At 67.3% G+C, this 23,079-nt stretch carries 24 protein-coding genes, 1 tRNA gene and 1 pseudogene; 7 read left to right on the plus strand and 19 right to left on the minus strand.

Going from position 1 to position 23,079, the window contains the following annotated elements; translation table 11 throughout:
- Positions 1-72: 72 nt before the first annotated feature.
- Positions 73-4,155, minus strand: coding sequence for a DNA-directed RNA polymerase subunit beta (rpoB, locus tag ACQY9P_RS03170; RefSeq protein ID WP_421736705.1), 4,083 nt, complete (start codon positions 4,153-4,155; stop codon positions 73-75).
- 384 nt (positions 4,156-4,539) lie between these two features.
- On the opposite strand from rpoB, the gene ACQY9P_RS03175 reads away from it, so the two are divergent.
- The gene (locus tag ACQY9P_RS03175; protein WP_421736704.1) at positions 4,540-5,319 is read left to right on the plus strand and encodes an EAL domain-containing protein; all 780 of its coding nucleotides are present in this window, start codon (positions 4,540-4,542) and stop codon (positions 5,317-5,319) included.
- A 33-nt stretch (positions 5,320-5,352) separates the two neighbouring features.
- On the opposite strand, the gene ACQY9P_RS03180 is transcribed toward ACQY9P_RS03175, so the two are convergent.
- The 9 genes from ACQY9P_RS03180 to ACQY9P_RS03220 form a co-directional block, all read right to left on the minus strand.
- Positions 5,353-5,727 (minus strand): response regulator, encoded by a 375-nt coding sequence (locus ACQY9P_RS03180; protein ID WP_421736703.1) that lies wholly within the window; start codon positions 5,725-5,727, stop codon positions 5,353-5,355.
- Positions 5,724-6,770 (minus strand): sensor histidine kinase, encoded by a 1,047-nt coding sequence (locus tag ACQY9P_RS03185; RefSeq protein WP_421736702.1) that lies wholly within the window; start codon positions 6,768-6,770, stop codon positions 5,724-5,726. Before ACQY9P_RS03185 ends, ACQY9P_RS03180 begins: the two co-directional genes overlap by 4 nt.
- Before the next feature lie 150 nt (positions 6,771-6,920).
- Complete coding sequence (locus tag ACQY9P_RS03190) at positions 6,921-7,589, minus strand: type 1 glutamine amidotransferase domain-containing protein (RefSeq protein ID WP_421736701.1); 669 nt, start codon at positions 7,587-7,589, stop codon at positions 6,921-6,923.
- 144 nt (positions 7,590-7,733) lie between these two features.
- Positions 7,734-7,892 (minus strand): hypothetical protein, encoded by a 159-nt coding sequence (locus ACQY9P_RS03195; protein WP_421736700.1) that lies wholly within the window; start codon positions 7,890-7,892, stop codon positions 7,734-7,736.
- A gap of 72 nt (positions 7,893-7,964) precedes the next feature.
- Positions 7,965-8,339, minus strand: a complete 375-nt coding sequence (locus tag ACQY9P_RS03200; RefSeq protein ID WP_421736699.1) for a hypothetical protein — start codon at positions 8,337-8,339, stop codon at positions 7,965-7,967.
- Positions 8,340-8,515: 176 nt separating this feature from the next.
- Positions 8,516-8,893 (minus strand): 50S ribosomal protein L7/L12, encoded by a 378-nt coding sequence (gene rplL, locus ACQY9P_RS03205; RefSeq protein WP_062149279.1) that lies wholly within the window; start codon positions 8,891-8,893, stop codon positions 8,516-8,518.
- Positions 8,894-8,938: 45 nt separating this feature from the next.
- Positions 8,939-9,457, minus strand: a complete 519-nt coding sequence (gene rplJ, locus ACQY9P_RS03210; RefSeq protein WP_421736698.1) for a 50S ribosomal protein L10 — start codon at positions 9,455-9,457, stop codon at positions 8,939-8,941.
- Positions 9,458-9,813: 356 nt separating this feature from the next.
- Positions 9,814-10,584, minus strand: a complete 771-nt coding sequence (locus ACQY9P_RS03215) for an SDR family NAD(P)-dependent oxidoreductase (protein ID WP_421736697.1) — start codon at positions 10,582-10,584, stop codon at positions 9,814-9,816.
- Between the two features lie 110 nt (positions 10,585-10,694).
- Entirely contained in the window at positions 10,695-11,114 is a 420-nt protein-coding gene (locus ACQY9P_RS03220) for an SRPBCC family protein (RefSeq protein WP_421736696.1), read from the minus strand.
- 132 nt (positions 11,115-11,246) lie between these two features.
- Here ACQY9P_RS03220 and ACQY9P_RS03225 point away from each other — a divergent pair, with 132 nt between their 5' ends.
- From ACQY9P_RS03225 to ACQY9P_RS03235, 3 genes and pseudogenes are all read left to right on the plus strand, one after another.
- Positions 11,247-11,849: a bifunctional transcriptional activator/DNA repair enzyme AdaA gene (locus ACQY9P_RS03225; RefSeq protein WP_421736695.1), complete on the plus strand. Its 603-nt coding sequence runs from the start codon at positions 11,247-11,249 to the stop codon at positions 11,847-11,849.
- 73 nt (positions 11,850-11,922) lie between these two features.
- Complete coding sequence (locus ACQY9P_RS03230; protein WP_421736694.1) at positions 11,923-13,287, plus strand: alpha/beta fold hydrolase; 1,365 nt, start codon at positions 11,923-11,925, stop codon at positions 13,285-13,287.
- Between the two features lie 25 nt (positions 13,288-13,312).
- Positions 13,313-13,407: pseudogene (locus tag ACQY9P_RS03235) on the plus strand (hypothetical protein).
- Here the strand turns inward: ACQY9P_RS03235 and ACQY9P_RS03240 are convergent.
- The 9 genes from ACQY9P_RS03240 to ACQY9P_RS03280 form a co-directional block, all read right to left on the minus strand.
- Complete coding sequence (locus ACQY9P_RS03240) at positions 13,404-14,621, minus strand: TIGR03862 family flavoprotein (RefSeq protein ID WP_421736693.1); 1,218 nt, start codon at positions 14,619-14,621, stop codon at positions 13,404-13,406. The pseudogene ACQY9P_RS03235 and the gene ACQY9P_RS03240 sit on opposite strands and share 4 nt — an antisense overlap.
- A gap of 73 nt (positions 14,622-14,694) precedes the next feature.
- Entirely contained in the window at positions 14,695-15,381 is a 687-nt protein-coding gene (gene rplA, locus ACQY9P_RS03245) for a 50S ribosomal protein L1 (protein ID WP_421736692.1), read from the minus strand.
- A gap of 4 nt (positions 15,382-15,385) precedes the next feature.
- Positions 15,386-15,817 (minus strand): 50S ribosomal protein L11, encoded by a 432-nt coding sequence (gene rplK, locus ACQY9P_RS03250; RefSeq protein WP_421736691.1) that lies wholly within the window; start codon positions 15,815-15,817, stop codon positions 15,386-15,388.
- 213 nt (positions 15,818-16,030) lie between these two features.
- Positions 16,031-16,384, minus strand: coding sequence for a DUF2200 domain-containing protein (locus ACQY9P_RS03255; RefSeq protein WP_421736690.1), 354 nt, complete (start codon positions 16,382-16,384; stop codon positions 16,031-16,033).
- Between the two features lie 36 nt (positions 16,385-16,420).
- Positions 16,421-16,750 carry a hypothetical protein gene (locus tag ACQY9P_RS03260; protein ID WP_421736689.1) on the minus strand — a complete coding sequence of 110 codons (330 nt, stop codon included), beginning with the start codon at positions 16,748-16,750 and terminating at the stop codon, positions 16,421-16,423.
- 138 nt (positions 16,751-16,888) lie between these two features.
- A complete protein-coding gene (gene nusG, locus ACQY9P_RS03265; protein ID WP_035049755.1) occupies positions 16,889-17,446 on the minus strand; it encodes a transcription termination/antitermination protein NusG in 558 nt (185 codons plus the stop codon).
- Positions 17,447-17,452: 6 nt separating this feature from the next.
- Positions 17,453-17,764: a preprotein translocase subunit SecE gene (secE, locus tag ACQY9P_RS03270; RefSeq protein WP_421736688.1), complete on the minus strand. Its 312-nt coding sequence runs from the start codon at positions 17,762-17,764 to the stop codon at positions 17,453-17,455.
- Between the two features lie 64 nt (positions 17,765-17,828).
- Positions 17,829-17,904, minus strand: a tRNA-Trp gene (locus ACQY9P_RS03275).
- A gap of 498 nt (positions 17,905-18,402) precedes the next feature.
- The gene (locus tag ACQY9P_RS03280) at positions 18,403-18,801 is read right to left on the minus strand and encodes a hypothetical protein (RefSeq protein ID WP_421736687.1); all 399 of its coding nucleotides are present in this window, start codon (positions 18,799-18,801) and stop codon (positions 18,403-18,405) included.
- 264 nt (positions 18,802-19,065) lie between these two features.
- On the opposite strand from ACQY9P_RS03280, the gene ACQY9P_RS03285 reads away from it, so the two are divergent.
- The 3 genes from ACQY9P_RS03285 (at position 19,066) to ACQY9P_RS03295 (ending at position 23,074) form a co-directional block, all read left to right on the plus strand.
- Positions 19,066-19,890 (plus strand): ferredoxin--NADP reductase, encoded by an 825-nt coding sequence (locus ACQY9P_RS03285; protein ID WP_421736686.1) that lies wholly within the window; start codon positions 19,066-19,068, stop codon positions 19,888-19,890.
- 3 nt (positions 19,891-19,893) lie between these two features.
- Complete coding sequence (locus tag ACQY9P_RS03290) at positions 19,894-21,114, plus strand: molybdopterin-binding protein (protein ID WP_421736685.1); 1,221 nt, start codon at positions 19,894-19,896, stop codon at positions 21,112-21,114.
- 82 nt (positions 21,115-21,196) lie between these two features.
- A complete protein-coding gene (locus ACQY9P_RS03295; RefSeq protein WP_421736684.1) occupies positions 21,197-23,074 on the plus strand; it encodes a polysaccharide biosynthesis protein in 1,878 nt (625 codons plus the stop codon).
- Positions 23,075-23,079: the final 5 nt, after the last annotated feature.

Raw genomic sequence — 23,079 nt, forward strand, 5'->3', positions numbered from 1 at the left:
CGAAAATTCAAAGTTGGAGAGCGGCGATCGAAGGCCCCTCCCCCGCCATCAGGCGGGAGAGGGAGGTTCGGATCAGCTGTTCTCCAGCTCGACGTTCAGGCCGAGCGAGCGCATTTCCTTGACCAGCACGTTGAAGCTTTCGGGGATACCGGCTTCGAACGTGTCGTCGCCACGGACGATCGACTCGTAGACCTTGGTGCGGCCGGCCACGTCGTCGGACTTCACCGTCAGCATTTCCTGCAGGGTGTAGGCGGCGCCGTAGGCTTCCAGAGCCCAGACTTCCATTTCCCCGAAGCGCTGACCGCCGAACTGGGCCTTACCACCCAGCGGCTGTTGCGTGACGAGCGAGTACGGACCGATCGAACGGGCGTGGATCTTGTCGTCGACCAGGTGGTGCAGCTTCAGCATGTAGATGTAGCCGACCGTGACCGGACGCTTGAACTGGTCGCCCGTCTGACCGTCATACAGGATCGACTGGCCCGACGGGTTGAGGCCCGCCATGCGCAGGTGATCCTCGATGTCGCTGATGCGGGCGCCGTCGAACACGGGGGTGGCGATCGGAACGCCCTTGCCGAGGTTGCGAGCCAGCTCGATCAGGCCCTCTTCGGTGTCGGGCAGTTCTTCATCGGGACCATAGATCTCGGTCAGACGCTCGACGAGCGCCTGCTTCTGACCGCCGGCCTGCCAGTCTTCCAGCAGAGCGGTGATCTGCTTGCCGAGACCGGCGCAGGCCCAACCCAGGTGGGTTTCGAAGATCTGGCCGACGTTCATGCGCGACGGCACGCCCAGCGGGTTCAGAACGACGTCGACGTGCGTGCCATCGGCGAGGAACGGCATGTCCTCGATCGGCAGGATGCGCGAGATGACGCCCTTGTTGCCGTGACGGCCGGCCATCTTGTCGCCGGGCTGAAGCTTGCGCTTCACGGCCACGAAGACCTTGACCATCTTCATCACGCCCGGGGGCAGTTCGTCGCCGCGCTGCAGCTTGTCGACCTTGTCCTCGAAGCGACGGTCCAGACGCTTGCGGTTCTCGTCGAACAGACGACGCAGGCTTTCCAGTTCGCCCATCGCCTTCTCGTCTTCGAGGGCGATCTGCCACCACATGCCAGGCTGCACTTCGGCCAGGCCCTGGGCGGTGATCTCGCCGCGCGACAGGCCCTTGGGACCCGACAGAGCGACGTTGCCGATCAGCAGCTCGCGCAGACGGCCCGAGATGTTGCGGTTCAGGATCGCGAATTCGTCGTCGCGGTCCTTGCCCAGACGGTCGATTTCCGAGCGTTCGATCGCCAGGGCGCGTTCGTCCTTGTCGACGCCGTGACGGTTGAACACGCGCACGTCAACGATCGTGCCGGCGACGCCCGGGGGCAGGCGCAGGCTGGTGTCGCGGACGTCCGAGGCCTTTTCACCGAAGATGGCGCGCAGGAGCTTTTCTTCCGGCGTCATCGGGCTTTCGCCCTTCGGCGTGACCTTGCCGACCAGGATGTCGCCCGGCTGGACTTCGGCGCCGATCGCCACGATGCCGGCTTCGTCGAGGTTGCGCAGGGCTTCCTCGCCGACGTTCGGGATGTCGCGGGTGATTTCTTCCGGGCCGAGCTTCGTATCGCGGGCCATGACTTCGAATTCCTCGATGTGGATCGAGGTGAAGACGTCGTCGCGGACGATGCGTTCGGAGATCAGGATGGAGTCTTCGAAGTTGTAGCCGTTCCAGGGCATGAACGCGACGAGCGCGTTGCGGCCCAGGGCCAGTTCGCCCAGCTCGGTCGAGGGACCGTCGGCGATGATGTCGCCGGCGCTGATCTTGTCGCCCACCTTCACCAGCGGGCGCTGATTGATGCAGGTCGACTGGTTCGAACGCTGGAACTTGCTGAGGCGATAGATGTCGACGCCCGAACGGGCGGCGTCGGTCTCTTCCGTGGCGCGGACGACGATACGGGTACCGTCGATCTGCTCGACCACGCCGGTGCGCTTGGCCACGACCACGGCGCCGGAGTCGCGGGCGACCACGGCTTCCATGCCGGTGCCGACCAGCGGCGCGTCGGACTGCACCAGAGGCACGGCCTGACGTTGCATGTTCGAGCCCATGAGGGCGCGGTTGGCGTCATCGTTTTCAAGGAAGGGGATCAGGGCCGCGGCCACCGAAACCACCTGACGCGGCGACACGTCCATCAGGTCGACCATCTCCTTTTGCAGGAGCGTGGGTTCGCCGTTGATCCGGCCGGGGACCAGGTCGTCGACGATCTCGCCGTTCAACACCTTGATGTTGGACTGGGCGATGACGTGCTTCGACTCTTCCATGGCCGACATGTAGACGACCTCGTCGAGCGGCTTGCCGTCGGCGACGCGACGGTAAGGGCTCTCGATGAAGCCGTACTTGTTGACGCGGGCGTGGGTGGCCAGCGAGTTGATCAGACCGATGTTCGGGCCTTCCGGCGTTTCAATCGGGCAGATCCGGCCGTAGTGGGTCGGGTGAACGTCGCGGACTTCGAAGCCAGCGCGCTCGCGGGTCAGACCGCCCGGGCCGAGGGCCGAGAGGCGACGCTTGTGGGTGATTTCCGACAGCGGATTGGTCTGGTCCATGAACTGCGACAGCTGCGAGGAGCCGAAGAATTCACGCACCGAGGCCGCGGCCGGCTTGGCGTTGATCAGGTCGTGCGGCATCACGGTGTCGATGTCGACGGACGACATGCGTTCCTTGATGGCGCGTTCCATGCGCAGCAGGCCGACGCGGTACTGGTTTTCCAGCAGTTCGCCGACCGAACGCACCCGGCGGTTGCCCAGGTTGTCGATGTCGTCGATTTCGCCGCGACCATCGCGCAGACCGACCAGCAGCTTCAGGACGGCCAGCACGTCTTCCTTGCGGAGCACGCGCATCTCGTCCGAAGCGTCCAGCTCCAGGCGCATGTTCATCTTCACGCGACCAACGGCCGACAGGTCGTAGCGTTCGGCGTCGAAGAACAGCGACTTGAACATCGCTTCGGCGGCTTCGACGGTCGGCGGCTCGCCCGGACGCATGACGCGATAGATGTCGAACAGCGCGTCTTCGCGGACGGCGTTCTTGTCCACGCGCAGGGTGTTGCGCATGTAGGCGCCGACCGTGACGTGGTCGATGTCCAGCACGTCGATGGTGCTGAAGCCTTGATCGGCCAGGGCCTGGATCGAGGTGACGTCCAGCTCGTCGCCGGCTTCGGCGTAGATTTCGCCGTTCTCGAAGTTGACGGCGTCGCGGGCCAGATAGCGGCCGGTCAGGGCCTCGGGCGCCAGCAGCAGGGTCTTGAGGCCGGCGTCAGCCAGCTTCTTGGCCTGGCGAGCGGTGATCTTCGTGCCGGCCGGAGCCACTTCTTCGCCGGTGTCGGCGTCGATCAGGGCGAATTCCGGCTTCACGCCGCGCCAGCGCTCGGGCTTGTAGGGGGTGGCCCAGCCTTCGGCGCCGGCCGTGGTGCGCTTCTCGAAGGGCACCACGTCATAAAACGTCGTCAGGATCTCTTCGCCGTCCATGCCCAGGGCATAGAGGAAGGTGGTGGCGGGCAGCTTGCGGCGACGGTCGATGCGGACATAGACCACGTCCTTGGCGTCGAACTCGAAGTCCAGCCACGAGCCGCGATACGGGATCACGCGGGCGGCGAACAGCAGCTTGCCCGAGGCGTGGGTCTTGCCCTTGTCGTGGTCGAAGAACACGCCGGGCGAACGGTGCATCTGCGAGACGATGACCCGCTCGGTGCCGTTGACGATGAAGGTGCCCTTGTCGGTCATGAGCGGGATATCGCCCATGTAGACGTCCTGCTCCTTGATGTCCTTGACGGACCGGGCGCCGGTTTCTTCTTCGGTTTCGAACACGATCAGGCGCAGCTTGACCTTCAGCGGCGCCGCGAAGGTCATGTCGCGCTGGATGCACTCTTCAACGTCGTACTTGGGCTCTTCGAATTCGTACGAGACGTATTCGAGCACAGCGCGCTCGTTGAAGTCCTTGATCGGGAAGACGGACTTGAAGACCGCCTCGATGCCTTCGTCGCGGCGTTGGCCCGGACGGACCTCGCGCTGAAGGAACTGCTCGTAGGAAGAGCGCTGAACCTCGATCAGGTTCGGCATCTGCACAGCTTCGGGGATGCGGCCGAAAGACTTCCGGATCCGCTTCTTGCCGGTGAAGGATTGCGCCATGTTTTTTCCCTGCGGCGCGGATACGGAATCCGCGCGTAAATTCGTTTTGATCCTGCGTCCACCCTCGCCGCGCCCGCCTGAAACGGGAGCGCCGGACGCTGGAATTCCCCTGTCAGGCGACCGGGACCGGTAGACCTGACGGGCGCCCCTTCGCGCTGGTCGGAGGGCGGCTGACCGCGCCTCGGGGCGTAAATACGGACACGCGCGTGCGCGCTCCGCCGAATGTCTTCGTGAACGGGCGGATATAGGCCAAGAGCCTGGGGATGGAAAGGGGGATTATTAAGAAACCCGCTTTTGCCCACCGGACCCGGATCGAGGAGGCAAAATATTCACCCCTCCCCGCGTATCGATAAAGTCCCAGAAACCTGGCTTGAAGAACGACCCATGACGGCCAAGACCAGCTGTAACGGCTGCCGCGACGGCGCCGGCTTTGAACTGCCCATCACGATGGCCTTCCAGCCGATCGTGGACGTCAGCACGGGAACGATCTTCGCGCACGAGGCGCTGGTGCGCGGCGTGGCCGGCGAGGGCGCGGGCTTCGTCCTGGACAAGGTCTCGGAAGCCAACCGCTACGCCTTCGACCAGCAGTGCCGCGTCACGGCGATCGAACTGGCCGCACAGCTGAAGATGGCCGACCAGGGCGCCAACCTGTCGATCAACTTCCTGCCCAACGCCGTCTATGAGCCCCGCGCCTGTATCCGCCTGACCCTGGCGGCGGCGATGCGCACCGGCTTTCCGATCAATCGCATCATCTTTGAATTCACCGAGGCCGAGCGCCTCGACGCCGATCACATCCTCAACATCCTGCGCAGCTATCGCGCCATGGGCTTCCAGACCGCGATCGACGACTTTGGCGCCGGCTACGCGGGCCTTGGCCTGCTGTCGAAATTCCAGCCCGACATCGTCAAGCTCGACATGGACTTGATCCGCGACATCGACACCAGCACGGTCAAGCAGACCATTGTCGGCTCCACCCTGCGAATGCTGCGCGACCTGGGGGTCACTCCGCTTTGCGAAGGCATCGAAACCCTGGGCGAGTACGAGACCCTTCGCGACCTGGGCGTCGATCTGATGCAGGGCTATCTGCTGGCCAAGCCGGCCCTGGCCGCCCTGGCGACGCCGATCTGGCCGGGCGCGGCGACGCAAACCGCCGCCGTCGCCTGACCAACCGGGCCGACACGCCCGCCGGTGGCTGGCTCAGGACGCCAGCGCCAGCGCGATGGCCGCGCGCAACTGACGGTCGGAGACCGGCTTGAACAGAACGCCCGCCGGGTGGTCCAGGGAAATGCGGTCGATCGTGGCCTGCTCGCGCGAGCCGGTAATGAAGATCACCTTCGAGCCGACATCCTGATGAATGGCCAGGGCGGCGTCGACACCGTCGCGCTCGCCGCGCAGCCGCATGTCCATCAGCACCAGGGCGGGTCTGTGCTGCTTGGTCAGGGTCACCGCCTCGTCGGCCGTCGCCGCGGTGCCGCAAACGCGCATGCCCATGTCCTCGACCTGCATGCACAGGCCTTCGGCGATCAGGAACTCGTCGTCGACCACCAGCACGGTGTTCTGCAGCTTGCTCATGTCGGCAAAGGCCCCGGGACGCGAATCTCACTGCGGACACCGTTCTCATGGTTCACGGACAATGTCCCGCCGAGTTGTTTGACCAGGCCTTCGACAATGGTCGAGCCGAGCGACGCCCGATCGGGCTCGGGATCCAGGCCCTTGCCGTCGTCGGCGACCACCAGCGTCACCAGCCCGGTCTGGTCCTGCTCCAATATGACCTCGACATGGCCGACACCGTCGGGAAAGGCGTGCTTGAGCGCGTTGGTGACCAGTTCGGTGACGATCAGGCCCAGCGGGATGGCGAAATCCAGACCCACGGTCAGGGGCGCCGCCCGCACGGTGAAGCCGACCTCCGACGGAGGACCGCTCTGCATGACGTTCTGCGTCAGCTCCTTCAGGAAAGGCCCGATGTCGAAGGTCTCCAGATCCAGAGACTCCATCAGCTGGTGATGAACCAGGCCCAGGGCGTGGAGGCGGCTGCGCATATCCGTCAGCGCCTGCTTGGCCTGCGGATCGGCCAGTCGCCGCGCCTGCATCACCATCATGCCGTCGACGATCTGCAGGTTGTTCTTCACCCGGTGATACACCTCGCGCAGCAGCAGATCGCGCTGGGCCAGGGCTCGGGTCAGCTCCGCCGTGCGCTCGGCCACGCGGGCTTCCAGTTCGCCGTTCACGCGCGCCAGATCGGCGGCCGACGGAAGGGCCGCGATCTTCGGCAACAGCGGCCACAACACCCCGGCCGTGGCCAGGGACAGCATCGCCGTCACCGTCTTGATCACCGCCTCGACGCCATAGGCCGGGTACCAGAGCGTCAGGATGGCCCACAGGTGGGTCGTGCCGCACGCCAGGATGAAGCCGACGAACAGATAGGCCACCCAGCTGTAGCGGATATCGGGCCGGCGGCGCAGCAGCGAGGCGATGGCCAGGGGAATCGAGAAATAGGCCAGGCCGATGACGGCGTCGGCGATCACATGGGTGGCGATCAGGCCTGGAGCCCAGCTCAGGCAGAAGCCATGAGGCGTCAGCCCCGAGGGATTCATCAGCCAGTCCCAGATCGACATCGCGAACTCCCCGGCTAACGGCGCCGGCGGCCCCAGGCGCGGCCGGCATGCGCCAGCAACTCAGCGTCGCCCATCACCATCGTCAAGTCGACACGCGCGTCAAACAAGACGGCCCCGGAGGTTTCCCTCCGAGGCCTTTCCGAAAAAGGGCTAGGTCTTGAGAGCCGCCAGCAGCGCCTGCGCCGCAGGCTTGGACGAGGCCGGATTTTGTCCGGTGATCAGCAGGCCGTCGGTCAGCACGTAGGGACCCCAGTCGGGACCCTTGGAATAGACCCCGCCGTGGGCCTTCAGCATGTCCTCGACCAGGAACGGGACCACGTCGGTCAGGCCGACGCCCTCTTCCTCGGTGTTGGTGAAGCCCGTGACGGTCTTGCCCTTCACCAGAGCCTGGCCATCGGGTCCCTTCACATCGCGCAGCACGCCCGGGGCGTGGCAGACGGCGGCCACCGGCTTGCCGGCGGCGATCAGGGCTTGGATCAGGGCGACGGACTTGGCGTCCTCGGCCAGATCCCACAGCGGGCCATGGCCGCCGGGATAGAAGACCGCGTCGAAATCCTCGGCCTTCACCTCGGACAGCTTCACGGTCGTGGCCAGCGCCTTCTGGGCGTCGGGGTCGGCCTTGAAGCGCGCCGTGTCCTCGCTCTGGGCGTCGGGCTCGTCGCTCTTGGGATCCAGCGGCGGCTGGCCGCCGGCGGGCGAGGCCAGGACCAGGGTCGCGCCGGCGTCCTTCAGCACATAATAGGGCGCCGCGAACTCCTCCAGCCAGAAGCCGGTCTTCTTGCCGGTGTCGCCAAGGCGGTCATGGGAGGTCAGAACCATCAGGATATTCATCGGTCGCTCGCAATTTCGGGGGAACAGGTGATGTGGGTGCGCAAGGCGCGCCCGCCAATGAACCGCACGTCCGCGATCACCCCTGACCCAACAGGATTGGGGGCCAAAGGTTCAGCCGAGCGACGGAAAAATTCAGGATTTTCGGAGCGCCTTCGCGGCCAGCGATACGCCGAAGCCGATCAGGCAGATGAAGAAGGCGATCTTGGCCAGGCCGCCGGCCACATCCACGACGAAGCCGAGGACGCCGAAGACGATCATCAGGACGAGCAGGATACCGGCGAGCTTGAGCATGGGAGGCTAACGCGGCCGCGGCGGCCGGGTTCCGCCGAGCGACGCGCGGACAGATGGAGGGCCCGAGAGGCCCTAGGCGCTCACGTCCACGAACTGCGGCACCGAAACGCCGGACTTGCCCTGCGCCCTTGCGCTCTCCAGGGCGTCCTGAATCTTCTGCTTCACGGCGTCGTCGACCAGCTTCAGGGCGGCGGCGCGTTGCTCGCCCGGCATGGCGTCGAGGCGATCCTGGGTCAGGCCCATGGCGCCCATCGCCTCTTCGCGCCACTGCTTGAGCTTTTCTTCCCAGGCGGTCTTCTTGGCGTCGCGCGCGAACGCCACCAGCCCCTTCTCGCGCACCGAGTCGAGATCGCTGCTGGACTCAATCCTGGTGTTTCCGACCGCCGCGCCGCGGTTCACCGCCATGCCGTAGCCGCCGAAACTCCCGGAAACCCCTGAAACCGCCATGATCGCACCTCTCGGAAAACTTCGCCGAAAGGTTGCAAGTGTTGTGCCAGGACGGGACAGTCGCCCGCCACGGCGCCAAAGAAAACGGCCCCGGAGGTTTCCCTCCAGGGCCGTTCTTTAGGTCGTGATTCCCAACCGAAATTGGGAAACTCCAATCGCCGAAGCGAATGGAATTCTTACTTCACGGTGACCTTGGCGCCGGCTTCGGTCAGCTTCTTGGCGACTTCGTCGGCTTGGGCCTTGGAGACGTTTTCGACGACGTTCTGCGGAGCGCCTTCGACCAGGTCCTTGGCTTCCTTCAGGCCGAGGTCCGGACGGACGCCGCGGACTTCCTTGATCACGTTGATCTTCTTGTCGCCACCGTCCGTCAGGACGACGGTGAATTCGGTTTGCTCTTCAGCAGCTTCAACCGGAGCGGCCGGGCCGGCAGCGGCGACGGCGACCGGAGCGGCGGCCGAGACGCCCCACTTTTCTTCCAGCATCTTGGACAGGTCAGCGGCTTCGAGGACCGACAGGGTGGACAGTTCTTCAACCAGCTTTTCGAGCTTGGACATGGTTCAGTTCCTTAAACGAATGAGGGATGTACGCGGAGATGACCGTTAGGCGGCGTCTTTGGTCGCATAAGCGTTGAAGACGCGAGCAAGTTGGCCAGCCGGGGCCTGCAGGACGCCAGCGATCTTGGTCGCCGGAGCCTGGATGAGGCCGATAAGCTTGCCACGGATCTGATCCAGCGACGGCAGCGTGGCCAGGGCCCGCACCGCAGCTTCGTCGAGAACCGTCGTCTGACCCAGGATGCCACCGACCAGCTTCAGCTTGTCGTTTTCCTTGGCGTACTGGGCGACGATCTTGGCGGCGGCAACCGGGTCCTTGCCGAAGGCGATGGCGACCGGGCCGGTGAACAGGGCGTCGCCCGCTTCACCGATCGAGCCGTCCAGGGCCTTCTGGACCAGGGTGTTCTTCACCACCTGGAACGTGGCCTCTTCCTTGCGGAGGCGGCTACGCAGTTCAGTCATTTCCGCAACGGTCATGCCCATGTAGTGGGTCACGACGACAGCGCCGGCGCCGGCGAAAACGCTTTTCAGCGCCTCGATCGACTCCTGCTTTTGAGCGCGGTCCATTGCGGTCTCCTACTCAATTACAGCGGCCGGACCATTCCGGCAGCCAAACGCCACGAACGTGCGGGATCGCTCCCGCATGCGAGTGACGTCAGCCTGTTCCAAGGAAAGTCAGCCGCGCGTCCCATCCGTGAAGGAGGAAATAGCGTGGGCTTGTCCATCCCTGTCTCCCGACGGCGAGGAAGGGCTCTTCCTCATTTACGGCGTTGGTGACCCCACGCCCCGCTGTTCACAAACAGGTCTTCGCCGGGCGAGCCCGACGGAGAAGGTGGGGCGTATAGACGGTTTGGCGGAGGATTTCAACCGGGGGCGACAGGAACCGCCCGACGCAGACTTGATACCGCGCCGGACGTCGCCGGTCAGGCTGCGGTGAGTGCGCCATCGACGGTGTAGAAGCCGCCGTTGCAGTAGGTCGAGTCGTCGGAGGCCAGGAAGGCCACCAGGCCCGCAACCTCCTCGGGCGTGCCATATCGCTTGGCCGGCACCGCGCTGCTGATCTGGTCATGGGCGAGCTTAGGGTCGCCGGACTGGCCGGTGTTGATCGACTGCATCATCCGGCTCTCGATCGGGCCGGGGTTGACGCAATTGACCCGCACGCCCTTGGGCGCGGCCTCGATAGCCGCCACGCGCGTCACACCCACGACGGCGTGTTTCGAGGTGCAGTAGCCGGCCATGCCGGCCGCACCGGTCAGTCCAGCGACGCTGGAGGTGTTGATGATGCTGCCCGCGCCTTGGGCGTACATCACCGGCAGGACATATTTCAGGCCCAGGAACACCCCGGCTACATTGACGCCCAGCACCTTCATGAAGGCGTCCAGCGGATAGGATTCGATCGGCTGGACGGGGCCTTCGATGCCGGCGTTGTTGAAGAAGATGTCGATCCGGCCGCACTCGGCCTGGGCCTTCTCAACATAGGCCTTCACCGAGGCCTCGTCGGTGACGTCGGCTTCGGCCGTGATCAGCTTGGCGCCCGCGGGCAGGCTAGCCTTCAGTTTGGACCAGTCTGTTCCGGGCATATCGACGGCCACGATGGTCGCTCCACGCTCGGCCAGCAGCTTCGCGGTCGCGCCGCCGATCGCTCCGGCCGCTCCAGTGATGACAGCGACCTTACCGTCGAGAACTCGTGTCATGGAAGTGATCCTTGCTACGGCGTGTTCCGCCAACGTCTTAAACTGTAACAAGCGCTGTCTCGTTGCACCCCGCGTTCGGACCGGCCAGCGAACGGCGCGCCATCGGCATGTTACGCCCGCGCCGGCGGCTTTTCGAGATGACCTTTCATGACGCCCAGCCCCACGCCCATGGCGGGACGATACACATCGGCCAGGACATGCGGCAGGACGTCGGCGGTCCAGACCACCCGGGATCGCCCCTCGCCGGCGTCGACGATCACGATGGCCCCATTGTGGTGCGTCACGCTCTCGCCCTGGATCGTCCAGACCAGCCGGCGGCGGATATCGTCGCGATCGATGATCACCTCCCTGGCGACCGCGCCATTGCCAAAGGTGACGATCCGGATCGCCGGGTCGGCGCCGACCACGAGCTGGGTGTCGACGACGAAGCCCGGGGCCAGCCGGGTATGCAGCGCGCCGATGTCGGCGACCGCGTCCCACACGGTGTCCGGGGTCGCGTCGATGAGGATTTCCTGGTGGATCGAGGCCATGTTGCTCTCCTTCTTGGCCCCCAAGGCCTAGCAGCGGACCTGTCCCGCGACTGGCAGGAAACGGACGTGGTCAACCCGGCGCGTGATGCGCCCCGGCCCGCATGCGGTATTGTCCAGGCCAAGGAGACCGCCATGGACGGATCGGAGCAGCCCGCGCTGACGCTGGACTTCGCGTTCTGCGAGCGCGTTCGCCATGATCGTGACGCGGCCTATGACGGCCTGATCTTCATCGGCGTCACCTCGACCCGGATCTATTGCCGGCCGGTCTGCCCCGTGCGCCAGCCGCTGTCGCGGAACGTCCGCTACTATCCCAGCGCCTCGGCCGCCGAGGGCGCGGGATTTCGGCCGTGCCTGCGCTGTCGGCCCGAGACCGCGCCGCACTCGCCCGCCTGGATGGGCGTGCGCGCCACGGTGGGCCGCGCCCTGCGACTGATCGAGGAGGGCGCGCTGGACGAGGCCGACGTGACCACCCTGGCCGAGCGCCTGGGCATCGGCCCCCGCCACCTGTCGCGCCTGTTTCGGGTTCACCTGGGCTCGACCCCGTCGAAGGTGGCGCGCACGGCCCGCGTCCAGCGCGCCAAGCGGCTGATCGACGGCACCGACCTGTCGATGACCGAGATCGCCGGCCGCGCCGGCTTTTCCAGTCTGCGCAGCTTCAATGCCGCCTTCCGCGAGATCTATCGCCGCGCGCCGACGGACATCCGGCGCGGCGGACGGGCAAAAGCTCCGGCCTGAGCCCGGAGCCCCTTTCCGCCGTCGCGGTTTTCTGGATTATCGAGCCCGACGCAAGGTCGCTGACGGGACGCTCATGACACGCAAGTTGATCGCCGGGGCCTGCGCCCTGCTCCTGGGCGCCCTGACGCTGGCCGGCGGCTCCGTCGCCGAGCCGCGCTTCCAGCCCGTGCCGCGCGCGGTGATCGCCGATCCGGCCCGCGACCCCAAGCATCCGGCCGACATGGCCGCCTTCACGCTCCCCACCGGCGGCGTCGCGGTCAATGCGCTGATGTACCTGGCCTCGGGCGACCAGCCGCATCCGACCATGCTGTTCCTGCACGGCTTTCCCGGCAACGAGACCAATATCGACCTGCTGCAGGCCGTGCGCCGGGCCGGCTGGAACGTTCTGAAGATCAACTATCGCGGCTCGTGGGGCAGCCCGGGCCAGTTCTCGTTCGCCCATGCCCGCGCCGACGGCGAGGCGGCCACAGCCTTCCTGCGCGACCCGGCCAATGTCGCCAAATACCACATCGATCCGACCCGTATCGTCGTCGCCGGCCACAGCATGGGCGGCTTCATGGCCGCCGACGCCTCGGCCGCCGACCCCAAGGTGGCCGGAACCATCCTGATCGACGCCTGGGACATCGGCAGCCGCGCCGAGCGCATCACCAGCCCCGAGGCCCGCAAGGCGGCGATCTCGGCCATGGCCCCCGACACCGTCCCCCTGGCGGGAACCAGCCCCGCGTCGCTGATCCAGGAAATCGAGACCAACGCCGACAAGCTCGACCTGGAAGTCCTCAGCGCCAAGATCGCCGATCGCCCGGTGCTGATGATCGGCGCCGAGTTCGCCGGGGCCCCGACCACCCGCAAGCTGGCCGCCGCCGCCCGCGCGGCCGGGGCCACCGCCCTGACCGAGACCTATTTCCCCACCGACCACAGCTTCTCGGATTCGCGCATCGGCCTCGAAGCCGAGGTCATCCGCTGGCTGGGCCGCTTCGACCCGGCCTCGGCCAGGCCCGCCGGCGCCGTCACGCCGCTCAAGGCCGCCTATGACGAAGCCAACCCCTTCGCGAAGATCCTGCGCGGCGAGTCCCCGGCCCCCAGGATCTACGAGGACGACCAGGTTCTGGTGTTCATGGACCGCGCGCCGGCCGAGACCGGCCACGCCCTGGTGATCTCCAAGACCTCAAAGGCCCGCAACATGCTGGAGATCGCTCCGGCCGACCTGGCGCGAATGCTGGCGGTGGCCGCCAGGGTCGGCCAGGCCCAGATCGACGCCCTCGGCGTCGGCGGTTTCACGATCGTCCAGAACAACGGCGTGGGCCAGAGCGTGCCGCACCTGCATATCCACGTGATCCCGCGCATCGCCGGCAAGCCGCTGGAGTTCAACGAGAACAGGATCGGCGACCCGGCCGATATCGAGGCGGTGGCGGTCAAGCTGCGCGCGGCGCTGAAGTAACCGCCGTGCGTCCTTCGAGGCTCGGCTGCGCCTCGCACCTCAGGATGAGGAATTTGGTTGCTCTGACTTCCTCATCCTGAGGCGCCCGCGCAGCGGGCCTCGAAGGACGCAGGACGTTAGCCGAGCTGGGCCAGCACCTGTCGCGCCGCCGCCACCCCCGTCGCGAAACAGGCCTGCAGCAGATAGCCGCCGGTCGGCGCTTCCCAGTCCAGCATCTCGCCGGCCACGAACACGCCGGGCGCGGCCTTCAGCTCCAGGCCGTCCAGCGCCTCGAACGTCAGCCCTCCGGCCGAGGAGATGGCCCGATCCAGCGACTGGACGCCCGTCAGGGTGATCGGCGCGGCCTTGATCGCCGCCGCCAGGGCGGAGGGTTCGGCGGGCAGGTCCAGACCATGGGCCTCGCGCAGCAGATTGACCTCGACGGGCGACAGGTTCGCCGCCTTGCGCAGGAAGTTGGCCAGCGACTGACCCGCGCGCGGCCGCGCCAGCCGGGCCGCCAGGGCCTCAAGGGAGAGATCCGGCCGCAGGTCGATCTCGACCACCGCCCGCCCCGATCGCGCGATGGCCTCGCGCGGCGCGGCGCCCAGGGCGTAGACCGCGCCGCCCTCCAGGCCGTAGCCGGCGATCATGGCGTCGCCCCGCGCCGTGGCCTCGCCCAGCCGCAGGCCGATATTCTTCAGCGGCTCGCCGGCGAAGCGCTCCCGGAAGACCGGGCTCCAGGCCACGTCGAACCCGCTGTTGGCGGCGGCGAACGGCGCGACCGCCGCGCCCCGCGCCTCCAGCAACGGCGCCCAGGCCCCGTCCGAGCCGAGCCGAACCCAGCTGGCGCCGCCCAGGGCCAGGATCGTCGCGCGCGGCCGTACGATCTCGGGCCCCTCGGGGGTGAGGAAGTCCAGCGCCCCGTCTGCCGTCCAGCCGTTCCACTGGGCCCGCGTGCGCAGCGAGACGCCCTGCCCCTCCAGCCGCGCCAGCCAGGCCCGCAGCAGGGGCGAGGCCTTCAGCGCCTTTGGGAACACCCGGCCGCTGGAGCCGACGAAGGTGGCCTGTCCCAGCCCTTCCGCCCAGGCGGTCAGGGCCGAGGGGGGAAAGGCCTCCAGCATCGGCCGCAAGGTGGCGTTGGCCGCGCCATAGCGCCCCGCGAACCGCGCGAAATCTTCCGAGTGGGTCAGGTTCAGCCCGCCGCGCCCGGCCATCAGGAACTTGCGCCCGAAGGTTGGCATCTTCTCGAACACCGTCACCGACCGGCCGGCGGCGCTCAGCACCTCGGCCGCCATCAGCCCGGCCGGCCCGCCGCCGATCACGGCGACGTCGAGTGTCTGGTCCTCGGGACTCATGCGGCGTCCATCAAAGAAAAAGGGCGGGACCGCGAGGCCCCGCCCTTCTCATAGTCTATTCAGCTCGAAGAGCTTAGGCGATCGACGAGGTGTCGACCTTGAAGCCCGGACCCATCGTCGACGACAGGCCGATACGCTTCACATAGATGCCCTTGGCGCCGGTCGGCTTGGACTTGTTCAGCGCGTCGATCATCGCCTTGACGTTGATCAGCAGGGCTTCGTCGGTGAACGAGACCTTGCCGATGCCGGCGTGGATGATACCGGCCTTTTCGACGCGGAACTCGACGGCGCCGCCCTTGGCGTCCTTCACGGCTTGACCGACGTTCGGGGTCACGGTGCCGACCTTCGGGTTAGGCATCAGGCCGCGCGGACCCAGCACCTTACCGAGGCGACCGACCAGGGCCATCATGTCCGGCGACGCGATGACGCGGTCGAAGTCCATGAAGCCGCCGGCGATCTTTTCGTACAGGTCTTCGGCGCCGACGTGTTCGGCGCCGGCCGCGAGGGCTTCAGCGGCCTTGGCGTCCTTGGCGAAGACGGCGACGCGAACGTCGCGGCCGGTGCCCGACGGCAGGTTGACGACGCCGCGGACCTGTTGGTCGGCATGGCGCGGGTCAACGCCGAGGTTGACGCAGATCTCGATCGACTCGTCGAACTTGGCCTTGGCGTTGGCCTTCACCAGAGCGATGGCTTCGGCGGCGGTGTGGGTGGCTTCACGATCGCCGGTCCACGCCTGGATGCGCTTTGCTTGCTTAGCCATGATCTTAGGCCTCCACGATCTTCAGGCCCATGGCCTTGGCGGAGCCTTCGATGATCTTGGCCGCGGCCTCGAGATCGTTGGCGTTCAGGTCCTTCATCTTCTTTTCGGCGATCTCGCGCAGTTGCGTGCGCGTCACTTCGCCGACGGTCTCGCGACCGGTCAGCTTGGCGCCCGACTTCAGGCCGGTGGCCTGCTTCAGGTAGTGCGTCGCCGGCGGGGTCTTGGTGACGAAGGTGAACGACTTGTCTTGGTACACGGTGATCACTGTCGGCAGGGGCGTGCCCTTTTCGACGTTCTCGGTGCGCGCGTTGAACTCCTTACAGAAGCCCATGATGTTGACGCCGCGCTGGCCCAGTGCGGGGCCGATGGGGGGCGAAGGCGTGGCCGAGCCAGCCTTCACCTGGAGCTTGATATAGCCCAGGATCTTTTTAGCCATTGTATCCTCTCAAGAAAGCCGAGCTAACGGCCTTCGCTGGTTGGCCGTGGTGCGGGATTGGCGCCCCTTCCACGGATTTGATCTCGCCATAACAGCGAGCACGCCCCGGGACGGAGTCCAGGAGCGAGGCGCGGCGTGTAGCAGGTGGGGGATGGGGAGTCCAGCGCGTGGGGCCAGGGATGGATCCGGACGGGCGGACCGCGAGGCCGGGGGTCAGTCCCGCAGGATCTTGTCCATCGCCTTGCCCTTGGCGAGTTCGTCGATCAGCTTGTCCAGATAGCGAATCTCTCTCATCAGCGGCTCGGCGACCTCCTCCACGCGAACGCCGCAGACCACGCCCTTGATGTTGGCGCGCGCGGGGTGAAGCCTGGGCGCCTGGGCGAAGAAGGTTTCAAAGTCGGTTCGCGCCGCGATCTGGGCGTCGAGTTCCGCCTGGCTGAACCCGGTCAGCCAACGGATGATCTGTTCGACCTCGGCCCTGGTGCGGCCCTTCTTCTCGGCCTTGGCCACATAGGCCGGATAGACGCTGGCGAAGCTGGTCGTGTAAATTCTGTGCCCGGTCGTCATGGGCTGCCTCTCCCACCTGCGTCCGCCCCCGCCCTGTCAGGCGCCGGTCGCATCCACCACGATGGCGACCGTCTTGCCTCGGGACAGCGGGTCCCATCCGGCCACGATAGCTGATGAAATGGCTTTGGCCACCAGGGCCGGGGCGATCTGCGAACCCTTCAGCAGCGGCGCGCCATATTTGGGCTCGGGCCCCGGCGGAAACTCCACCACCGCCTCGCGCTGCCCTTCCTTGTGGCGCACGGCGATCGCCATGCCGTGCCTCTGGCCATTGTCGCTGGACCAGCCGGGCTGGCGATGGAGCCGCCAGAGATAGGGCGCGCCGTCGACGTCGATCTCGAATTCAGGGCTTTGCTTGGTTCGTGCCATCCCAAGGTGTTAGCCCGCCCAGCGCCCCCAGACCACCCCGCCCCGGCCCTTCATCGCTTCCGGCGCCGACCGCCAGACAGCAAAAATCCCGCGCCGTCGCCGGCGCGGGGTTTTCGAAACGCAGGGCCGAAGCCGAAATCAGCTGATCTTTTCGACCTGGCTGTATTCCAACTCGACCGGGGTGGCGCGGCCGAAGATCGAGACGGTGACGCGCAGGCGGGCCCGCTCCTCGTCGACCTGCTCGACCGAGCCGTTGAAGCTGGCGAAGGGACCGTCGGTGACGCGGACGTTCTCGCCGATCTCGAACAGCACGACCGTCTTGGGACGCTCGACGCCCTCTTCGATCGCGCCGACGATGCGCTGAACTTCCTTTTCCGACACCGGCATCGGCTTGGAGCCGCTGCCCAGGAAGCCGGTGACCTTCGGGGTGTTCTTGATCAGGTGATAGGCTTCATCCGAGAGGTTCATCTTCACCAGCACGTAGCCGGGGAAGAACTTGCGCTCGGCGTTGACCTTGCGGCCGCGGCGGATCTCGACGACTTCCTCGGTCGGAACCAGGATCTCGGAGAAGCTGTCCTCGAGCCCCTGGCTCTTGGCTTGCTCGCGGATGCTCTCGGCCACCTTTTTCTCGAAGTTCGAGTAGGCGTGGACGATGTACCACTTGTGGTTCGGGTTGGACGCGGTTTCGGTGCTCATGGTCTCTTATCCCGCGGCGAACGACAGGAGCGCCTTGGCTCCGAGGCCCAGCAGCCCGTCGACCGCCGAGAAGAACAGGGAGGCCATGACCACCATCATGAAGACCATCACCGAGGTGATCCAGGTCTCCTTGCGGGTGGTCCAGGTGATCTTGCGGGCTTCGGCGCGCACTTCGCGGAAGAACTGCACGGGGTTCGTGCGCTTCTTCGGGGCAGCGGCCGCCGCTGCGGGAGCGCCGCCAGCGGGCGCGAGCGCCGCCGCCGTCTTGGCGGCGCGGCTCTTGATCGCGGACGGGCTCGAACCCGGTTTCCTGGCCATGCTCTTGAGGCTCACGACTTTCCAAAACGACACGCCCGGAACCGGGCCTGTCGAAAACATATAATGGCAGGAGTGGGGGGACTCGAACCCACGACTTTCGGTTTTGGAGACCGACGCTCTACCAGCTGAGCTACACTCCTGCAGACCATGACCCTCGCGGATCGCGGTCTCTGGACAAATGGAAGCGCGTCGCAAGCCTTCAAGGGCCGTCGTCGCGCCGGGGCCAATCGCCAGAGCCGCGCCATTTAGCAGGGTCATCTCCGCCGGGCAAGCGGCCCGAGGGCGTCATGGCGAGGTTGAGCGCGCCAGGAGCGCCGTGAAAGGCGCAAAACTCCCCGCGCGGCGGCGCGAACGGATCAAAAGCGGCGCGGGTGGCGTTATGTCGTCATGACCCAGCCCGCCCCGACGACCGGCAAGGCCGCGCCTTCCGAACGCCCTTCGAATCGCGAGGTCGAGAACGAGAATCTGCGGCCCGCGCGTGACGGAAAAGCCCCTCGCCCGGCGACGGAGCCCGGCGGCGGCGAAAGCAGCACGAAGTCACCCGAGACCCTCACGGATCCCGGATCGGGCGCGAACTAGTCCTTCGCCGTCGGCCATCAGGGGGCCGCTCGCGCGTCCCCCTTTTTGACGAACTGGCGCTAGCCGGCCTTCTTTTCGGCCTTTTCGGCCGACGCCGAGGCGGCGGGGGCGGCGCACTGGATGCCCAGATACGACCACCGCACATCCGTCAGCTGACGGCCGCATTCGGTGTTCTTGCCGGCGTCCTTGCCCTGCAGCGAGATCGCCACGCCCTTGGCCGGATCCGGCGCCGGGCTGGCCGTGCTGATGTCATAATATCCGCCGGCTCGACCCCGAACCACCAGGCACGAGGTCGTCGCCACGGGGCGCACGCACCCCGACGCCGTCACCGACTTCGCTTCAACTACCACTTGTTGAGCCTGCGCGACTTTCGTCTTCGCGCCGCCTTCGCTGCAACCGGCCAAACCAAACGCTAACAGACCGGCCGAAGCGGCGGCCCCCACGAACCATACCCGCATGCGTTCCTCCGTATCGTTGGCTCCGCGAACGAAGCAAATACGACTGTGCGCCCGGTTTCATTGGGCGGCAATCACAATTTTGACACGTTTCAAAAAACCGAACGCTGAGTTTTGACAGTTTTGGGAAATATTTTCCCCGCCCCTGCGTTGACGAGCCAAGTTGACAGCGGGCCCGCTCTTCTCACATGAGACACACGTCGCCTCAGGGCCGTGGCGGCGCACCAGTCTAATCGCGCGTCGGGACGCGCCCAGGATAGAGACAAGATGACGGCCACCGCGATGAGCACGCCTCCCAAGGAAGCCGCCCAGTCGGTCGAAACCGTGCTGTGGGTGAAGCACTGGACCGACCGGCTCTTCAGCTTCGCCATCACCCGTCCCGCCAGCTTCCGCTTCCGCTCGGGCGAGTTCGTGATGATCGGCCTGCCGCCGCGCGAAGAGCTGGGCGAGAAGAAGCCCATCCTGCGCGCCTATTCGATCGGCTCGCCGTCGTTCGCCGAGGAGCTGGAATTCTTCTCGATCAAGGTGCCCGACGGTCCGCTGACCTCGCGTCTGCAGCAGATCCAGGTCGGCGATCAGATCCTGCTGGGCAAGAAGCCGACCGGCACCCTGGTGCTGGACGCCGTCCGCCCGGGCAAGCGCCTGTTCCTGTTCGGCACCGGCACGGGCCTGGCGCCCTGGCTGTCGGTGGCCCGCGATCCCGACGCCTACAGCCGCTTCGAGAAGGTCATCGTCGCCCACGGCGTGCGCGAGGTGAAGGAACTGGCCTATCGCGACCTGTTCACCCACGACATCTTCGACGATCCGCTGGTCGGTGACGAGGCGCGCACGCAGCTGGTCTATTATCCGACCGTGACCCGCGAGCCGTTCGAGCGCCAGGGCCGCTTCACCGACCTGATCCAGAGCGGCCAGCTGTTCCGCGACCTGGGCCTGGACACCGACCGGTTCGATCCCGAGCACGACCGCGCCATGCTGTGCGGCTCGATGGCCATGATCAAGGACACCGCCGCCCTGCTGGAGGCCCACGGCTTGAAGGAAGGCTCCAACGCCGAGCCGGGCGACTTCGTGATCGAACGCGCCTTCGTCGGCTAGGCCATGAGCCCGCCCGCCTCGCTCAGAAACCTCACGGTCGAAGAGGCGCGCGACCGGATGCTGGCCGACGCCGGCCCGCTGGGCGTCGAGACCGTGGCGATCGGCGAGACCCTGGGCCGCACCCTGGCCGGGGCCATAGACGCCACGCGCGACCAGCCGCCCTTCGCCGCCTCGGCCATGGACGGCTGGGCGATCCGCAGCGCCGACTACGTCCCCGAGGCAAGCTTCACGATCGCCGGCGAAAGCGCCGCCGGGCGGGCCTATCCCCACATCGTCGGCCCCGGCGAAGCGGTGCGGATCTTCACCGGCGCGCCGGTTCCGGCCGGCGCCGACCTGGTGATCATCCAGGAAGAGGCCCAGCGCGACGGCCAGACCGTGTGCTTCGCGGCCGGCGACGCGCCCAGGCCCCACATCCGCCCCGCCGGCGGCGACTTCAGGACCGGCGACCGCCTGATCGAGGCCGGCGCGCGCCTGGATCCCTGGCGGCTGTCCCTGGCGGCGGCGGCGGGCCGGGCCACGCTGGAGGTCGCCCGCCGACCGCGCGTCGCCATCCTGGCCACTGGCGACGAGCTGGTTCAGCCGGGCGGCGATCCTGGTCCCGACCAGATCTTCGAATCGGGCTCCATCGCCCTGGCCGCCCTGGTCGAGACCTGGGGCGGCTCGGCCGTCCGCCTGACCGCCGCCGCCGACCGGCTCGAAGCCATCGCCGACGCGGTGGCGAGCGTCGAGGCCGACCTGATCGTCACCATCGGCGGGGCCTCGGTCGGCGATCACGACCTGGTCAAGCCGGCCCTGGAGCGCCTGGGCCTGATCCTTCGGGTCGAGACCGTCGCCATCCGCCCCGGCAAGCCGACCTGGTTCGGAACCCTGAACGACGGCCGGCGCGTGCTGGGCCTGCCCGGCAACCCCGCCTCGGCCCTGGTCTGCGCCGAGCTGTTCCTGCGCCCGCTGCTGGCCGCCCTGACCGGACGCGAGGCCCTTCCGGCGATGACCGTCGCCGCCCTCGCCGCCCCCCTGCCCGCCAACGGCCCCCGCGAGCACTGGATGCGGGCGGCGCTGTCGATCGACGCCGAGGGGCGAGCCGTCGTCTCGGCGTTCCCCGATCAGGATTCCTCGCTGGTCACAGTCTTCTCGCGCGCCGATGCTCTGATCCGGCGGCCGGTCAACGCGCCGGCGGCCCCGGCCGGCGACCGCGTGGATGTTCTGAAACTGGCCCGGGGCTGAACGGGCGACGGCGGCGAACAAGCATGCTAAGCCCGGACGAACTTCGGGTCGCGGCCCGGTGCTTGACGGAGAGTTTCATCTGATGGGTCGTGCCGGAAAGATCGCAGCCCACGTGCTGTTGGCCTTCCTGGCCTTTCTCATCGGACGCGTCATCGCCGGCGTCACCACCCTTGACGCCCACACGCTGTCGCAGGCGGGCCTGTTCGCGGTTTCGGCCTTCCTGGTCGAACTGGCCCTCAAGGTCGAGCGCGCGCCCTGGCGATTCGTCGCCGCCAGCGACATCCTGCGCCTGGCCCGCTCGTCCCTGGTGACCTGCGTGGTCTATGCCGGCCTGGCCTGGCTGGTGATCGCCCGCTTCGAGGGCCTGCGGGCCCTGGTCTGCGCCTTCGTGATCCAGGTCTTCCTGCTGGCCAGCCTGCGGGTCATCCGTCGCGGCCTGCATGAAGGCGTGCTGCTGGAAGCCATTCTCAGCCTGCGGCCGGCGGCGGTTCATCCCGCCCTGCCCAACCTGCTGATCGTCGGCTCGGCGGTCGAGGCCGAGGAGTTCCTGCGCGCCCCGGCCAGCCTGGGCGAACGCTACGCCCCGGTCGGCGTGGTCTCGCCGCTGGACAAGGAAACCGGCGATGAACTGCGCGGCATCTGCGTGCTGGGGTCGATCCCGGCCTTTGACGAGGTGCTGGCCCAGCTGCGCGAGGGCGGCCTGGCCCCGGCCGCCATCCTGTTCCTGGCCGACAGCCCGATGAGCGCCTTCGGGGCCGAGCGTCTGGGCCGGCTGAAGAGCGAGGGCGTCCGCCTGCTGCGCCGCCACGGCGTGGTCGAGATGGGCCACACCGCCGCCACCCTGCGCGAGATCAGCCTCGAGGAACTGCTCAGCCGCCCGCCCGTGCGCCTCGACCCCGAACCCGTCCGCGCCCTGGTCGCGGGCCGCCGCGTGCTGGTCACCGGGGCCGGCGGCAGCATCGGCTCCGAGCTCTGCCGCCAGATCGCCGCCAGCGGCTGCGCCCAGCTGACCATGCTGGACGCCTCCGAGGTCAACCTGTTCCACATCGACCGCGAGATCGGCGAAGCCTGGCCCACCCTGCCCCGCCGCGAAGTGCTGTGCGACGTGCGCGACGCCGCCCGCCTGGACCGCGTCTTCGCCGCCGAGCGACCCGAGATCGTCTTCCACGCGGCGGCGCTCAAGCACGTCACCATGGTCGAGAACCACCCCTGCGAGGGCGCCCGGACCAATGTGCTGGGCACCCGCAACGTCGCCATGGCCGCCAAGGCCTTCGGCGCCGCGCACATGGCCCTGATCTCGACCGACAAGGCAGTCGCCCCCACCAGCGTGATGGGCGCCACCAAGCGCGTGGCCGAGGCCCTGGCCCGGCAGTATGGCTCCAGCGCCGAGACGCGGGTCAGCATCGTGCGCTTCGGCAATGTGCTGGGCTCGGCCGGCTCGGTCGTGCCGCTGTTCCAGCACCAGATCGCCCGAGGCGGACCGATCACCCTGACCGACGCGGCGGTCGAACGCTTCTTCATGACCATCCCCGAGGCCGTGCAACTGGTGCTGCGCGCCGTGGCCCTCTCGGCCGGCTCGTCCGAGCCCCCGGCCGGCGTCCTGACCCTGGAGATGGGCGAGCCGGTCAAGATCATTGACCTGGCCCGCCGGATGATCGAACTGCAGGGCCTGGTCCCGGACCGCGACATCCAGATCCAGATCACCGGCCTGCGCCCTGGCGAAAAGCTCACCGAGGTGCTGGTCGACGTCAACGAGGCCGCCCGCCCCAAGGCCGCCGGCGTGATCGAGGCCGCGCCGATGACGCCGCCGCCGATCCTCGAGCCCGACGTGCTGGCCACGCTGGAAGCCTCCGCCCTGGCCGGCGACGAGTTCGGCGTCCGCACCCAGCTGTTCGCCATGGTCGAGCGCATCCGCGGGACCGAACCGGCCGTGAAAACCAAGGCGCGCTCGCGGGCTTAGGGCTC

The organism is Caulobacter sp., assembly GCF_965279145.1.
Classification (GTDB): Bacteria; Pseudomonadota; Alphaproteobacteria; order Caulobacterales; family Caulobacteraceae; genus Caulobacter.

Bases quoted from the DNA above. Each gene is read 5' to 3' on its own strand.
- rpoB (WP_421736705.1), bottom strand. From the start codon at position 4,155: ATGGCGCAATCCTTCACCGGCAAGAAGCGGATCCGGAAGTCTTTCGGC.
- ACQY9P_RS03175 (WP_421736704.1), top strand. From the start codon at position 4,540: ATGACGGCCAAGACCAGCTGTAACGGCTGCCGCGACGGCGCCGGCTTT.
- ACQY9P_RS03180 (WP_421736703.1), bottom strand. From the start codon at position 5,727: ATGAGCAAGCTGCAGAACACCGTGCTGGTGGTCGACGACGAGTTCCTG.
- ACQY9P_RS03185 (WP_421736702.1), bottom strand. From the start codon at position 6,770: ATGTCGATCTGGGACTGGCTGATGAATCCCTCGGGGCTGACGCCTCAT.
- ACQY9P_RS03190 (WP_421736701.1), bottom strand. From the start codon at position 7,589: ATGGTTCTGACCTCCCATGACCGCCTTGGCGACACCGGCAAGAAGACC.
- ACQY9P_RS03195 (WP_421736700.1), bottom strand. From the start codon at position 7,892: ATGCTCAAGCTCGCCGGTATCCTGCTCGTCCTGATGATCGTCTTCGGC.
- ACQY9P_RS03200 (WP_421736699.1), bottom strand. From the start codon at position 8,339: ATGGCGGTTTCAGGGGTTTCCGGGAGTTTCGGCGGCTACGGCATGGCG.
- rplL (WP_062149279.1), bottom strand. From the start codon at position 8,893: ATGTCCAAGCTCGAAAAGCTGGTTGAAGAACTGTCCACCCTGTCGGTC.
- rplJ (WP_421736698.1), bottom strand. From the start codon at position 9,457: ATGGACCGCGCTCAAAAGCAGGAGTCGATCGAGGCGCTGAAAAGCGTT.
- ACQY9P_RS03215 (WP_421736697.1), bottom strand. From the start codon at position 10,584: ATGACACGAGTTCTCGACGGTAAGGTCGCTGTCATCACTGGAGCGGCC.
- ACQY9P_RS03220 (WP_421736696.1), bottom strand. From the start codon at position 11,114: ATGGCCTCGATCCACCAGGAAATCCTCATCGACGCGACCCCGGACACC.
- ACQY9P_RS03225 (WP_421736695.1), top strand. From the start codon at position 11,247: ATGGACGGATCGGAGCAGCCCGCGCTGACGCTGGACTTCGCGTTCTGC.
- ACQY9P_RS03230 (WP_421736694.1), top strand. From the start codon at position 11,923: ATGACACGCAAGTTGATCGCCGGGGCCTGCGCCCTGCTCCTGGGCGCC.
- ACQY9P_RS03240 (WP_421736693.1), bottom strand. From the start codon at position 14,621: ATGAGTCCCGAGGACCAGACACTCGACGTCGCCGTGATCGGCGGCGGG.
- rplA (WP_421736692.1), bottom strand. From the start codon at position 15,381: ATGGCTAAGCAAGCAAAGCGCATCCAGGCGTGGACCGGCGATCGTGAA.
- rplK (WP_421736691.1), bottom strand. From the start codon at position 15,817: ATGGCTAAAAAGATCCTGGGCTATATCAAGCTCCAGGTGAAGGCTGGC.
- ACQY9P_RS03255 (WP_421736690.1), bottom strand. From the start codon at position 16,384: ATGACGACCGGGCACAGAATTTACACGACCAGCTTCGCCAGCGTCTAT.
- ACQY9P_RS03260 (WP_421736689.1), bottom strand. From the start codon at position 16,750: ATGGCACGAACCAAGCAAAGCCCTGAATTCGAGATCGACGTCGACGGC.
- nusG (WP_035049755.1), bottom strand. From the start codon at position 17,446: ATGAGCACCGAAACCGCGTCCAACCCGAACCACAAGTGGTACATCGTC.
- secE (WP_421736688.1), bottom strand. From the start codon at position 17,764: ATGGCCAGGAAACCGGGTTCGAGCCCGTCCGCGATCAAGAGCCGCGCC.
- ACQY9P_RS03280 (WP_421736687.1), bottom strand. From the start codon at position 18,801: ATGCGGGTATGGTTCGTGGGGGCCGCCGCTTCGGCCGGTCTGTTAGCG.
- ACQY9P_RS03285 (WP_421736686.1), top strand. From the start codon at position 19,066: ATGACGGCCACCGCGATGAGCACGCCTCCCAAGGAAGCCGCCCAGTCG.
- ACQY9P_RS03290 (WP_421736685.1), top strand. From the start codon at position 19,894: ATGAGCCCGCCCGCCTCGCTCAGAAACCTCACGGTCGAAGAGGCGCGC.
- ACQY9P_RS03295 (WP_421736684.1), top strand. From the start codon at position 21,197: ATGGGTCGTGCCGGAAAGATCGCAGCCCACGTGCTGTTGGCCTTCCTG.